Here is a 14350-nt window from a genome sequence, read left to right as displayed (position 1 = left end):
CATGGACCTTCTCAAGCGACTCCTCGTACCCCTCGTGCTCGTGGCGCTCGTGGTCGCCGCCGCCGTCACCTTCCTGCAGGGGGACACCGGCCGCACGGTCGTGGCGCACTTCCCCCGTTCGATCTCGGTCTACGAGGGCAGCGAGGTGCGCGTCCTCGGAGTGCCCGTCGGCGAGGTCACCTCGGTCGAGCCGACCGGCACCGACGTCGAGGTCACCATGACGTACGACGACTCGGTCAAGGTCCCGGCGGACGCGCGAGCGGTCATCGTGGCGCCGTCGGTCGTCGGCGACCGGTTCGTCCAGCTGACGCCTGCCTACTCCGGCGGAGACACGCTGCCCGACGGCGCCGAGCTCTCCGTCGACCAGACGTCGGAGCCGCTCGAGCTCGACGACATCTACCAGAGCCTCGACGACCTCAACGTCGCCCTCGGCCCGCGGGGGGCCAACCGCTCCGGTGCCCTCTCGGACCTGCTGGCAGTCACGGCCGACAACTTCGGCGGGCAGGGCACCACCTTCCGGCAGACCGTCAAGGACGTCGCCCGTCTCAGCGACACGCTGTCAGCCAACTCCGAGGAGCTCTTCGGGTCGACCGAGGCACTGGGGAAGTTCATGAGGACCCTGGCCGAGAACGACCAGACGGTGCGCCGGTTCAACCAGTCCCTGGCCGACGTGTCGACGATGCTCGCGGGGGAGCGCCAGGAGCTCGTCAGCGCGACGAAGAACCTTGCCGTGGCCCTCACCGAGGTGAAGGAGTTCGTGGCCGAGAACCGCGACTCCCTGGGCCGCAACATCACCGGCCTCAACCGGGTCGCCAAGGTGCTCGTACGACAGCGTGGTGCCCTGGACGAGATCCTCCGGGTCGCGCCCGGCGCGCTCAACAACCTGGCCCTCACCTACAACCCGCAGGCCGGGACCCTCGACACCCGCGCCAACCTCGGCGAGTCGATCAACCAGCTCGAGGCGAGTCCTGCCGCCCTGCTGTGCGGGTTCGTCGGCCAGGTCGACCGCTCCGACAAGATCTGCCAGCAGATCACCAAGGTGCTGGACAGGCCGCGCCCGGGCGCGCTGGACGAGACGGCCACGATCCCGGCGCGCGAGCAGTTCGACCCCACCCTCGGCGGCCTCGTGGAGGTGGAGCGGTGAAGCGCCTCCTGTCCGGCTTCCTGGCCGTGGTCCTCGCGCTGGTCGTGTCGGGCTGCGACTTCGACGTCTACGAGCTGCCCCTGCCCGGGGGTGCGGACACCGGCGACGACCCCATCCGGGTCAAGGTGGAGTTCGCCGACGTCCTCGACCTCGTGCCCCACTCGACGGTCAAGGTCAACGACGTCACGGTCGGCAAGGTCACCGACATCACCCTCGACGACTACCACGCAGTGGTCGGCCTGGAGCTGCGCCGCGACGTCGAGCTGCCGGCCAACGCCGTCGCCGAGCTGCGCCAGACCAGCCTCCTCGGCGAGAAGTTCGTGTCCCTGGAGGCTCCTGCCGAAGGGGCAGCCACGGGCCGGCTGGGTGACGGCGACCGCATCCCGCTGGCTCGCTCGGGGCGCAACCCCGAGGTCGAGGAGGTGCTCGGGGCGCTGAGCCTGATCCTCAACGGCGGTGGCGTCGCCCAGCTCAACACGATCACCAAGGAGCTCAACCGTGCGCTCGAGGGACGCGAGGACTCCGCGCGCTCGGTGCTGCGCCAGCTGCGCGTCTTCATGGGCGAGCTCGACGACAACAAGGGCGAGATCATCGACGCGATCGAGGCCCTCAACCGTCTCGCGATCTCGGCCGAGAAGCAGCTGCCCACCATCGACGCGGCGCTCGACGAGCTTCCCAGCGCCTTGGAGTCCATCGACCGCCAGCGCGACGACCTCGTGGAGATGCTTGCCGCACTCGACCGCCTCAGCTCGGTCGCGGTCGACGTCATCGCCCGGTCCAAGGGCGCCACCATCGCCTCGCTCGAGCGCCTCGACCCGGTGCTCACCCAGCTGGCCGCTGCAGGCGACGACTTCACCAACGCCTTCCACGTCTTCTTGACCTACCCCTTCGTCGACGAGACGGTCGGTCGCGACCCGCAGGTCGCGCGCAACCTCCACATGGGCGACTTCACCAACCTGTCGATCACCCTCGACCTGGAGCTGCCGAAGCTGCCGACCACCCTGCCGACGCTCCCCACCAACCTCCCCTCGGTCATCAACCCGACGGTGATCGTCGACAACGTCCTCGCCTGCCTGCGCAGTGGCTCGCTGACCAGCGAGGCGTGCAAGCGCGTGCTGGCCACGCCGGCCGAGCTGCTGAGGCTGCGCGAGGAGTGCCAGAAGGAGGAGAACCGCACCAAGGACGTCTGCAAGGAGCTCAACGCCCTGCCGCTCCCGGGCCTGCCGACCCTCTCGCCGCCCTCGCCGCTGCCGAGCACGCTGCCCACGTTGCCCGTGCCCACGACCGGCCTCCCGACCCTCGGGCTCCCCAGGGCCGCCGCGGGTGACCGTCGTCGTACGCCCGGAGGACCGCGGGTCGCCGACCTCATGGAGCACTACGACCCCGACCTGGTCGCGCTCCTCCTGCCCGGGATGGTGATCCGATGATCACGCGCCGCACGCGTCTCCAGCTGCTGGTGTTCGCGATCATCACGCTCGTCGGCGTGAGCTACGTCGGGGCGAGGTACGCCCGCCTCGATCGTGCGTTCGTGGACCAGAGCTACACCGTGGTCGCCCACTTCGCAGAGTCCGGCGGCTCCTTCGCGGGTTCCGAGGTGACCTACCGCGGCGTCCGGGTCGGTGTGGTCGACGAGCTCGTGCTCGTCGACGACGGCGTCGACCTCCACCTGGCCATCGACAACGAGTTCGACGACATCCCCGCCGACGCGCGGGCAGTGGTGGGCAACAGGTCGGCGGTCGGGGAGCAGTACGTCGAGCTCCAGCCGCAGTCGAAGGGCGAGCCCTTCCTCCGGGAGGACTCCGAGATCGCCCAGGACCTCACCGAGACGCCGATCGCCACCGAGGTCTTCCTCACCCACCTCTCCGAGACCGTGCGGAGCGTCGACGAGGACGACCTCCGCACCGTCAACAGCGAGCTGGGTGCGGCGTTCGCCGGCTCGGCCGAGGACCTCCAGTCGATCATCGACGGGACCAACCAGTTCATCGGCCTGGCCGACGAGAACTTCGAGGTCACCGTCGACCTGATCCGCGACAGCAACACCGTGCTGCGCGGCCAGATCGCCTCCGAGAGCGCCTTCCGCCGCTTCGCGCGCGACATGTCGAAGTTCTCGAGCACGGTGGCCGCCCACGACAAGGACCTGCGCACCCTCATCGACGACGGCTCCGCCGGTGCCAACGAGCTGCGCACCTTCCTGGAGCAGAACGAGGTCGAGCTCGGCGAGCTCATCAACAACCTCGTCACCACCGGCGAGGTCGTGGTCAAGCACCTCGACGGCATCGAGCAGCTCCTGGTGCTCTATCCCTACGTCGTCGAGGGCGGCTTCACCGTCGTGTCCAAGTCGCCCTCGACGGGGCTCTACGACGCCCACTTCGGCATGGTGCTCACGCAGGACCCGCACATCTGCAGCGGCGGCTACGAGGGCACCGACCGACGCTCGCCGCTGGACGGCAGCAACCGCGCGATGAACGAGGCAGCACAGTGCACGGAGCCGCCCTCGAAGAGCAACGCCCGCGGCTCGCAGAACGTCCCCGCTCCGCGCGCGGCGACCGGCTGGGGCACCCCCGACTTCGCCTACGATCCCGAGACCGGCAAGGTGACCTCGGGGCCCGCCCGCGTGGCCGAACTGGTCGGCCGGGACCGCTCAGCCCCCCGAACCCTCGGACAGGAGACCTGGAAGTGGCTCTACCTCCAGCCGATGACGGCCGGGCGGTGACGTCCCGGCTCCGCCCCGCGCTGGCGACGGGCCTGGCCCTGGTCTCCCTCGTGTGCGCGGGGATCCTGGTGTGGGTGCTCGCCTTCGACGGCGGCCCGGACCGGGCGTCCGGAGCGCTCGAGGAGCCCGAGGCCCGGGAGCGAGTGATGAGCCTGGGCGACCAGTTCGTCCGCCGCCTGGGCACCTACGGCCCCGACCTCCTCGACGACTCCGGCCAGATGCCCGACTACCGCGAGCGGATGCACGAGGTGATCACGCCGAAGTTCAGGTCGGGCTTCGACAGCCAGGTCTCCGCTGTCGAGCAGCTCGTCGCGCAGGCAGGCGTCGAGCGATCCACCGAGGTCTTCGCCACAGCCGTGTCGAGGATCGACGACGACGCCGCCCAGGTGCTCGTCGCCGGTGCGTTCAACGACACCTACACCGCCGCGCCGGCCAAGGGCCCGGACGAGGAGCGCACGGTCGCCCAGGAGCCGCTGCCCTTCCGTTTCACCGTGGAGCTGGTCAGCGTCGACGGGGAGTGGCTGGTCGACGACTTCGCCCCGGTGGGTGGCACCGACCCGCTGGAGGGAGACACGCCATGACCCCGACGTGGTACGACCTGCTGGGCGTCGACCGTGCCGCCGACCCCGCCGCGATCCGTGCGGCCTGGAAGGCCGGCATCGCCGACCTCGAGCCCGGTGACAGACGCTTCGAGACGCTCAACCGCGCAGCCAAGGTTCTCCTCGACCCTGCCGCCCGGGCGGAGTACGACGCCTCCCTCGCCCCCGAGCAGGAGTCAGAGCCGGCAGTGGTCGAGGAGGCGCCCTCCTCGACCAGCGATGCGGGGGCGCCCTCCTCAACCAGCGATGCGGGGGCATCCTCCGCGACCAGCGGGGCGGGTCGGGAGGTGCCGGCCAGGCTGCTTGCCGCCCTGGCGGTGCTGGCCCTGGTGCTGGTCGCCGCCACGACGTGGGCCTGGCTCGGGGCCGGTGACGCGGGAGCCGACGAGTCAGCGGCGCGTGAGGCGCAGCAGGCGGCCGAGGAGGCCGTCGTACCCGTCCTGTCCTACGACCATCGCCGGCTGGAGCAGGACCAGGAGCGGGCCCAGGCGTTGATGACCGGCGGCTACCGGGAGGACTACGACAAGATCTTCGCGGTCATCGAGGAGAACGCCCCCCGGTTGCGGACGAAGGTGGACGTCTCCGTCGTCGCCTCCGGGATCGTGCGCGCCAGCGAGGACCGGGTGCAGGTGCTGGTGTTCGTGGACCGGCCCACCACCAACAAGGAGCAGCGCGAGCCGGTCGTCTACAAGGACCAGGTCACGCTCACGATGCAGCGCGTCGACGGCGAGTGGCTCGTCGACGGCATGGTCACCTCGCCCGTGCCGCAGTGACCTCCCTCCGCTGAGCCGCACGCGCGGCGGCCGGGCGTGCGGAAACGGTCTCGGTTCGGCCCAGTCGCTTGACCCGGGGCGTCCGCCAAGTCATCATCTTCACGCCACACGCGTGCGTTTCCCCACTTCGGGGCCGGCTCGTGTTGAGACGCACGTCCCGATGCGTTAGGCTCAGTCGTTGCGCCTGCCCTCAGATGCCCGACGCCTGCCCGGAAGGCCGTCACGGTGGTCGGCTGGCGCATGGGATCGCCTGATCATTCGTGAGGACACCTCTTGGCCGCGCGCAGCACCGCTGGTAACCACCGTCGCACCTCTTTCGCAAAGATCACCGAACCTCTCGAGGTTCCCCCTCTCATCTCGCTCCAGACAGACAGCTTCGAATGGCTCGTCGGCGGAGAGCAGTGGGAGGAGAAGGTGGCGGCCCGTCGGGCCGCCGGTGAGGACGTCTCCGAGAAGTCCGGTCTGCAGGAGATCTTCGAGGAGATCTCCCCGATCGAGGACTTCTCCGAGACGATGATGCTCTCCTTCGACAACCCCGTCTTCCTCGACGAGAAGTACACCGAGGAGGAGTGCAAGGAGAAGGACTTCACCTACTCCCGCCCGCTCTACGTCTCCGCGGAGTTCATGAACCACGAGACGGGTGAGATCAAGGGTCAGACCGTCTTCATGGGCGACTTCCCGATGATGACCAAGAAGGGCACGTTCATCATCAACGGCACCGAGCGGGTCGTCGTGTCCCAGCTCGTGCGGTCCCCCGGCGTCTACTTCGAGCGGACGCCCGACAAGACCTCCGACAAGGACATCTACACCGCCAAGGTCATCCCGAGCCGCGGTGCGTGGCTGGAGTTCGAGATCGACAAGCGCGACCTGGTCGGCGTGCGCCTGGACCGCAAGCGCAAGCAGAACGTCACCGTGCTGCTCAAGGCGCTCGGCTGGACGACCGAGCAGATTCGCCAGGAGTTCGGCCAGTACGAGTCGATGATGCTGACCCTCGAGAAGGACAGCGTCCGCTACGACGTCGTCTTCGAGGACCTGAAGAAGAAGTCGCGCACCGAAGAGGGCCCGACGGCCGAGATGGTCGACGCCGAGGTGACCCGGCTCGCGCTGCTCGACATCTACCGCAAGCTGCGCCCGGGCGAGCCGCCCACGGCCGAGGCCGCGCAGACGCTGCTCAACAACTACTACTTCAACCCCAAGCGCTACGACCTGGCCAAGGTCGGCCGTTACAAGATCAACAAGAAGCTGGGGCTGACCGAGGCGTTCGACCAGCAGACGCTGACGATCGACGACGTCGTGGCCGCGATCCGCTACATCGTCCAGCTGCACGACGCCGGCCTCTCGCAGGACGCCCCCGACCTGGTGGACGTCGCGGGCAACGTCGTGACCGGCCCCGACGGGTCGCCGATCAAGCTGCAGTCCGACGACATCGACCACTTCGGCAACCGCCGCATGCGCACGGTCGGCGAGCTGATCCAGAACCAGCTGCGCACCGGCCTCGCCCGCATGGAGCGAGTGGTCCGCGAGCGGATGACCACCCAGGACGTCGAGGCCATCACGCCGCAGTCCCTGATCAACATCCGCCCGGTCGTCGCTGCGCTGAAGGAGTTCTTCGGGACCTCCCAGCTCTCGCAGTTCATGGACCAGACCAACCCGATCTCGGGCCTGACGCACAAGCGTCGTCTGTCCGCGCTCGGCCCGGGGGGTCTGTCCCGCGACCGCGCCGGCATGGAGGTCCGTGACGTCCACCCGTCGCACTACGGCCGCATGTGCCCGATCGAGACGCCTGAAGGCCCCAACATCGGTCTCATCGGGTCGCTGGCCTCCTACGGCCGCATCAACCCGTTCGGGTTCGTCGAGACGCCCTACCGCCGCGTGGTCAAGGGTGTCGTCACCGACGAGGTCGACTACCTGACCGCCGATGACGAGGACCGTTACGTCATCGCGCAGGCCAACGCGCCGCTCGACGCAAACAACAAGTTCGTCGAGGACCGCGTGCTGGTGCGCCAGCAGCGTGGCGAGGTCGACGCGATCCTCGCCGAAGAGGTCGACTACATGGACGTGTCGCCGCGCCAGATGGTGTCGGTCGCCACGGCGCTGATCCCGTTCCTCGAGCACGACGACGCCAACCGCGCGCTCATGGGCGCCAACATGCAGCGCCAGGCGGTGCCGCTCGTGGTGAGCGACAGCCCGCTGGTCGGCACCGGCATGGAGTACCGCGCCGCGGTCGACGCCGGCGACGTGGTCGTGGCCGAGAACGCCGGTGTGGTCAAGGAGGTGTCGGCCGACTCCATCGAGACGATGAACGACGACGGCACCTACCAGACCTACAGGCTGGCCAAGTTCAAGCGCTCGAACCAGGGCACCTGCATCAACCAGCGCCCGCTGGTGAGCACCGGTGACCGCCTCGAGGTCGGCACGCCGATCGCGGACGGCCCCTGCACCGACGATGCCGAGATGGCGCTGGGCACCAACCTGCTCGTCGCCTTCATGCCGTGGAACGGCCACAACTACGAGGACGCCATCATCCTCAGCCAGCGGCTGGTCCAGGAGGACGTCCTCACCTCGATCCACATCGAGGAGCACGAGGTCGACGCGCGCGACACCAAGCTCGGCCCCGAGGAGATCACGCGGGACATCCCCAACATCTCCGAGGAGGGCCTGGCCGACCTCGACGAGCGCGGCATCATCCGCATCGGCGCCGAGGTCACCACCGGCGACATCCTGGTCGGCAAGGTCACGCCCAAGGGCGAGACCGAGCTCACCCCCGAGGAGCGCCTGCTCCGCGCGATCTTCGGCGAGAAGGCGCGCGAGGTGCGCGACACCTCGATGAAGGTCCCCCACGGTGAGTCCGGGACCGTCATCGGCGTCCGCGTGTTCGAGCGCGAGGCCGGCGACGAGCTGCCGCCCGGTGTCAACCAGCTGGTGCGCGTCTACGTCGCCCAGAAGCGGAAGATCTCGGTGGGTGACAAGCTCGCCGGTCGTCACGGCAACAAGGGCGTCATCGCCAAGATCCTCCCGGTCGAGGACATGCCCTTCATGGAGGACGGCACCCCCGTCGACGTCGTGCTCAACCCGCTCGGCGTGCCGCGACGCATGAACATCGGGCAGATCCTCGAGCTCCACCTCGGGTGGCTGGCCAAGCAGGGCTGGGACCTCAACCTGTCCGGCGAGAAGGGCAACGCCGACTGGAAGAAGCGCCTCATCGCCATCGGCGCCGACAAGGCCGACCCGAACACCAAGGTCGCGACCCCGGTGTTCGACGGTGCGCGCGAGGACGAGATCACCGGCCTGCTCGGGTCGACCCTCCCCAACCGCGACGGTGAGCGGATGGTCAAGGAGGACGGCAAGGCACGCCTCTTCGACGGTCGCTCCGGCGAGCCGTTCCCGGAGCCGGTCTCGGTGGGCTACATGTACATCCTCAAGCTCCACCACCTGGTCGACGACAAGATCCACGCACGCTCCACCGGCCCCTACTCGATGATCACGCAGCAGCCCCTGGGCGGGAAGGCCCAGTTCGGCGGCCAGCGGTTCGGCGAGATGGAGGTCTGGGCGATGGAGGCCTACGGCGCCGCCTACGCGCTGCAGGAGCTGCTCACGATCAAGTCCGACGACGTGCCGGGACGCGTGAAGGTCTACGAGGCCATCGTCAAGGGCGAGAACATCCCCGACTCCGGCATCCCCGAGTCGTTCAAGGTGCTCATCAAGGAGATGCAGTCGCTGTGCCTCAACGTGGAGGTGCTGTCCCAGGACGGCTCCACCATCGAGCTCAAGGACGCCGAGGAAGACGTCTTCCGGGCAGCCGAGGAGCTCGGCATCGACTTGTCGCGTCGCGAGCCCAGCTCCGTCGAAGAAGTGTGATCGACGCGGTACGGCGGCCGGCAGCGGCCGCCGTACCCGATCACTCCCCAAGCCTCACTGACTCAAGAAACAACTGAAGGGTTGCAGCCATCGTGCTCGACGTGAACTTCTTCGACCAGCTTCAGATCGGCCTGGCCACCGCGGACGAGATCCGTACGTGGAGCCACGGCGAGGTCAAGAAGCCGGAGACCATCAACTACCGCACGCTCAAGCCCGAGCGTGACGGCCTCTTCTGCGAGAAGATCTTCGGTCCCACCCGGGACTGGGAGTGCTACTGCGGCAAGTACAAGCGCGTGCGCTTCAAGGGCATCATCTGTGAGCGCTGCGGCGTCGAGGTGACCCGCTCCAAGGTGCGTCGCGAGCGCATGGGCCACATCGAGCTCGCCGCTCCCGTGACCCACATCTGGTACTTCAAGGGCGTCCCCTCGCGGCTGGGCTACCTGCTCGACCTCGCTCCGAAGGACCTCGAGAAGGTCATCTACTTCGCCGCCTACATGATCACCTCCGTCGACGAGGACGCGCGCCACCGCGACATGGAGACCTTGGAGAACAAGGTCGGCCTGGAGCGCGAGCGCCTCGAGAAGCGTCGCGACCTCGCTGTCGAGGACCGCGCCAAGAAGGAGGAGGAGGACCTCGCCGCCCTCGAGGCGGAGGGTGCCAAGTCCGACGTCAAGCGCAAGGTCCGTGACGCCGCCGAGCGTGAGCGCACGCAGATCCGCGACCGCAGCAACCGCGAGATCGCCCGTCTCGAGGAGGTCTGGGAGACCTTCAAGTCGCTCAAGGTCCAGGAGCTGCTCGGCGACGAGATGCTCTACCGCGAGATGAAGAACTGGTTCGGCAAGTACTTCGAGGGCCACATGGGCGCCACGGCGATCCAGAAGCGGCTCCAGGACTTCGACGTCAACGCCGAGGTGGAGTCGCTGCGCGACACCATCGCCAACGGCAAGGGCCAGAAGAAGGTCCGCGCCCTCAAGCGCCTCAAGGTCGTCGACGCGTTCCGCAAGACCGGCAACCAGCCGATCGGCATGGTCCTCGACGCCGTCCCGGTCATCCCGCCGGACCTGCGCCCGATGGTGCAGCTCGACGGTGGCCGGTTCGCCACCTCCGACCTCAACGACCTCTACCGCCGGGTCATCAACCGCAACAACCGCCTCAAGCGACTGCTCGACCTCGGCGCGCCCGAGATCATCGTCAACAACGAGAAGCGGATGCTGCAGGAGGCGGTCGACAGCCTCTTCGACAACGGCCGTCGCGGCCGCCCCGTCACAGGTCCGGGCAACCGTCCGTTGAAGTCGCTGTCCGACATGCTCAAGGGCAAGCAGGGGCGCTTCCGCCAGAACCTCCTCGGCAAGCGCGTGGACTACTCGGGCCGCTCGGTCATCGTGTCGGGTCCGCAGCTCAAGCTGCACCAGTGCGGACTGCCCAAGCAGATGGCGCTCGAGCTCTTCAAGCCCTTCGTCATGAAGCGGCTCGTCGACCTCTCGCACGCCCAGAACATCAAGTCCGCCAAGCGCATGGTCGAGCGGGCACGTCCGGTGGTGTGGGACGTCCTGGAAGAGGTCATCACCGAGCACCCCGTGCTCCTCAACCGTGCTCCCACCCTGCACCGACTCGGCATCCAGGCCTTCGAGCCGCAGCTGATCGAGGGCAAGGCCATCCAGATCCACCCGCTGGTGTGCGGCGCGTTCAACGCCGACTTCGACGGTGACCAGATGGCGGTGCACCTGCCCCTGTCGGCGGAGGCCCAGGCCGAGGCGCGCATCCTGATGCTCTCGACCAACAACATCCTCAAGCCGTCCGACGGCCGTCCGGTGACCATGCCCTCGCAGGACATGATCATCGGCCTGTTCTGGCTCACGACCGACCGTGAGGACCAGGTCGGCGAGGGTCGCGTGTTCTCCACGCCGTCCGAGGCCATCATGGCCTTCGACCGGGGCGAGATCACCCTGCAGAGCAAGGTGCGCATCCGGCTCGACGACATCATCCCGCCGCTGGACCTCGAGCTGGGCAGCGACTGGGAGGAGCGCACCGCGATCATCCTCGAGACGACGCTGGGCCGCGTGTTCTTCAACGACACGCTCCCGGCCGACTACCCCTTCGTGAACGAGGAGGTCGGCAAGCGCCGTCTCGGTGCGATCGTCAACGACCTGGCCGAGCGCTACACCAAGGTCGAGGTCGCTGCGTCCCTGGACGCCCTGAAGGACGCCGGCTTCCACTGGGCGACCCGCTCGGGTGTGACCGTGTCGATCGACGACGTGACCACGCCTGACTCCAAGGCCGCGATCCTCGAGGACTACGAGAAGCAGGCCGAGAAGGTCCAGAAGAACTACGAGCGCGGTGTGATGACCGACGACGAGCGTCGTCAGGAGCTCATCGAGCTGTGGACCCAGGCTGCTGCCGATGTCGGGAAGGCGATGGAGGCCAACTTCGACCGGTCGAACCCCATCTACATGATGGTCGACTCCGGCGCCTCCGGAAACATGAACCAGATCCGCCAGGTCGCGGCCATGCGTGGTCTGGTGGCCAACCCGAAGGGCGAGATCATCCCGCGCCCGATCAAGGCCAACTTCCGTGAGGGCCTCTCGGTCCTGGAGTACTTCATCTCCACCCACGGTGCCCGCAAGGGTCTGGCCGACACCGCGCTGCGCACGGCCGACTCGGGCTACCTGACCCGTCGTCTGGTGGACGTGTCGCAGGACGTCATCATCCGCGAGGACGACTGCGGCACCGAGCGCGGCCTGCCCAAGCTGATCGGTGAGCGTCTCGAGGACGGCACCGTCGTCAAGCACGAGCACGTCGAGACCTCGGCCTACGCCCGCGCGGCGGCGGTCGAGATCACCCACCCGGAGTCCGGCGAGGTGCTCGCCGCTGCTGGTGAGGACCTCGGCGACGTCAAGATCGGCGAGCTCGTGGCGGCCGGCGTGGTCGAGGTCAAGGTCCGCTCGGTCCTGACCTGTGACGCCAAGACCGGCACCTGCGCCAAGTGCTACGGACGGTCGCTGGCCACCGGCAAGCTCGTCGACATCGGCGAGGCGGTCGGCATCATCGCCGCCCAGTCGATCGGTGAGCCCGGCACGCAGCTGACCATGCGTACCTTCCACACCGGTGGTGTGGCCTCCGCGGACGACATCACGCAGGGTCTGCCCCGCGTGGTCGAGCTCTTCGAGGCTCGCTCGCCCAAGGGCCGCACCCCGATCTCCGAGGCCGCCGGCCGGGTGGAGATCGAGGAGACCGACAAGGCACGCGTCGTGAAGGTCACCCCCGACGACGGCTCCGAGGTGCTGGAGATCCCGGTCTCCAAGCGCTCGCGCCTCAACGTCGAGGACGGCCAGCACATCGAGGTGGGTCACCACATCACCTCCGGTACGCCCGACCCGCAGGACGTCCTGCGCATCCTGGGTGTCCGCAAGGCGCAGGAGCACCTCGTGGACGAGGTCCAGGAGGTCTACCGGTCCCAGGGCGTGTCCATCCACGACAAGCACATCGAGATCATCGTCCGGCAGATGCTGCGCCGGGTGACGGTCATCGAGTCGGGTGCGACCAACCTGCTCCCGTCCGACCTGGTCGACCGGGTGCGCTTCGAGGAGGAGAACCGCCGTGTGGTCTCCGAGGGCGAGAAGCCCGCCTCGGGTCGTCCGGTCCTCATGGGCATCACCAAGGCATCGCTCGCGACCGAGTCGTGGCTCTCGGCGGCCTCCTTCCAGGAGACCACCCGGGTGCTCACCGACGCCGCGATCAACGGCCGCTCCGACAGCCTCCGTGGCCTGAAGGAGAACGTGATCATCGGCAAGCTGATCCCCGCGGGCACCGGCCTGGAGCGCTACCGCAACATCCGGGTGGAGCCCACCGAGGAGGCGCGCGCCGCGGCCTACTCGGTGACCGGCTACGACTCCTACGACTACGACTTCGGTCCGTCGTCGCAGGCTGTCGCGCTCGACGACTTCGACTTCGGGTCCTACCAGAACTAGGTCGAGCACACGTGGCCCCGGTCTCCTCGCGGAGACCGGGGCTTCGTGCGTCTCCGGGGGTGCGTCTCAGGGACTGCCTGCGCGCTCGACACCGCCGAGCACGGGGTGGCGGCCGAGCCAGGCGGGGAAGCGGTCGACGAGAGCCGGCGCCCCGAGCAGCTCGATCCGGCCCTGCGTCAGGCACTCGCGCATGGTGAGGTCGCCCATCCACACCTGCGTGAGGGCCCGGAGCTCCGCGTTGACCCTCAGGTCCACGTCCTGGCCGGGATCGGCCAGGCACAGGTCCACGTCATCGTCCACGACCAGCCAGTACGTCGTCCTGCGCGGCGGCGCGTCGCGGATCCAGAACTCGACGACCGTCCTGCGGTCCGCCAGCCCCGAGGGCTGCAGCATCCGGTGCATGTCCCACATGAGGAGGCTGGGGTCGAGCTCGTCGGGCCCGTACTCGCTGCGCACCCACCGCTGCCCCCAGGTGCCCATCGCCTCGATGAGCGGGTAGAGCTCCCACCCTGCCTCGGTCAGGGCATAGGCGCCGCCCGGAGTCGACGTCGTACGCTCCACGACCCCTGCGGCGACCAGCTGGCGGAGTCGCTTCGAGAGGAGCGCCGGCGAGATGGTGGGGACGCCCCGCTGGATCTCGGAGAAGCGGCTGCTGCCGCACATGAGCTCGCGCAGGACCAGTGGCATCCAGCGCTCGCAGAGGAGCTCGGACGTCTTCGCCACCGGACAGAACTGGCCGTAGCCGGGCATGGGGGGAACGTACGCCGACCGAGTCCTCCGCGTCACTACAGAACGTGAAGTGCGCTGGACCAGTCAGGCGCGGTGGCATGGGGCATGCCTTCGAGGGTCGAAGGTCCATGACGGAGGGGTAGAACGATGGGCAAGGCAGTCATCTCACTCACCACGGGTCTGGAGGACGCGGAGAAGGTCACGGTGGCCTTCCTGGTCGCCGTCGGCGCCGCCGAGTCCGGGCGCCCGACACTGATGTTCCTCACCAAGGAGGCGGTCCGCCTCGCCGTCGAGGGCGTGGCGACGGCAGTCGCCTGTCAGGGCTGTCCCTCGCTGGAGAGCCTGATGGAGCGCTACGTCGCTGCCGGAGGCGCTTACATGGTGTGCGGGGTCTGCGTGGACGCCAAGAAGCTGACCGAGGCCACCTGGATCGAGGGTGCGCAGAAGGGCGGCACCGTGCCGATGTGGGAGTGGATCGGCGACGAGGGCGCGACCACCTTCAGCTACTGACGTGCCCTCGAGGACGTCGGGGACGGCGCCGGTTTCGTGGGTCGCCGGTTCGGAGG

General features: G+C 68.4%; 8 protein-coding genes and 1 pseudogene. 8 read left to right on the top strand and 1 reads right to left on the bottom strand.

Annotated features, from left to right (window positions below; translation table 11 throughout):
* The first annotated feature begins 1 nt into the window (after window position 1).
* From EXE58_RS04775 to EXE58_RS04745, 7 genes and pseudogenes are all read left to right on the top strand, one after another.
* Window positions 2-1144 (top strand): MCE family protein, encoded by a 1143-nt coding sequence (locus EXE58_RS04775; RefSeq protein ID WP_135266815.1) that lies wholly within the window; start codon window positions 2-4, stop codon window positions 1142-1144.
* Window positions 1141-2571, top strand: a complete 1431-nt coding sequence (locus EXE58_RS04770; protein ID WP_167288695.1) for an MCE family protein — start codon at window positions 1141-1143, stop codon at window positions 2569-2571. The genes EXE58_RS04775 and EXE58_RS04770 overlap by 4 nt, the downstream gene beginning before the upstream one ends.
* Window positions 2568-3857: an MCE family protein gene (locus EXE58_RS04765; RefSeq protein WP_135266813.1), complete on the top strand. Its 1290-nt coding sequence runs from the start codon at window positions 2568-2570 to the stop codon at window positions 3855-3857. Before EXE58_RS04770 ends, EXE58_RS04765 begins: the two co-directional genes overlap by 4 nt.
* The gene (locus EXE58_RS04760; protein WP_135266812.1) at window positions 3821-4438 is read left to right on the top strand and encodes a hypothetical protein; all 618 of its coding nucleotides are present in this window, start codon (window positions 3821-3823) and stop codon (window positions 4436-4438) included. Before EXE58_RS04765 ends, EXE58_RS04760 begins: the two co-directional genes overlap by 37 nt.
* Window positions 4435-5229, top strand: a complete 795-nt coding sequence (locus tag EXE58_RS04755) for a hypothetical protein (RefSeq protein WP_135266811.1) — start codon at window positions 4435-4437, stop codon at window positions 5227-5229. The genes EXE58_RS04760 and EXE58_RS04755 overlap by 4 nt, the downstream gene beginning before the upstream one ends.
* Before the next feature lie 303 nt (window positions 5230-5532).
* Window positions 5533-9087: pseudogene (gene rpoB, locus EXE58_RS04750) on the top strand (DNA-directed RNA polymerase subunit beta); the annotation flags it as partial.
* Between the two features lie 92 nt (window positions 9088-9179).
* Window positions 9180-13055, top strand: coding sequence for a DNA-directed RNA polymerase subunit beta' (locus tag EXE58_RS04745; RefSeq protein ID WP_135266809.1), 3876 nt, complete (start codon window positions 9180-9182; stop codon window positions 13053-13055).
* Window positions 13056-13121: 66 nt separating this feature from the next.
* Here EXE58_RS04745 and EXE58_RS04740 read toward each other — a convergent pair whose 3' ends face one another.
* Window positions 13122-13805 carry a winged helix-turn-helix transcriptional regulator gene (locus EXE58_RS04740; RefSeq protein WP_135266808.1) on the bottom strand — a complete coding sequence of 228 codons (684 nt, stop codon included), beginning with the start codon at window positions 13803-13805 and terminating at the stop codon, window positions 13122-13124.
* A 126-nt stretch (window positions 13806-13931) separates the two neighbouring features.
* Here EXE58_RS04740 and EXE58_RS04735 point away from each other — a divergent pair, with 126 nt between their 5' ends.
* Entirely contained in the window at window positions 13932-14294 is a 363-nt protein-coding gene (locus EXE58_RS04735) for a DsrE family protein (protein WP_135266807.1), read from the top strand.
* Window positions 14295-14350: the final 56 nt, after the last annotated feature.

The organism is Nocardioides seonyuensis (assembly GCF_004683965.1).
Taxonomy (GTDB): Bacteria; Actinomycetota; Actinomycetes; order Propionibacteriales; family Nocardioidaceae; genus Nocardioides; species Nocardioides seonyuensis.
The sequence above is the reverse complement of the archived record's forward strand: the minus strand, read 5'-3'. Positions and strand labels throughout refer to the sequence as shown.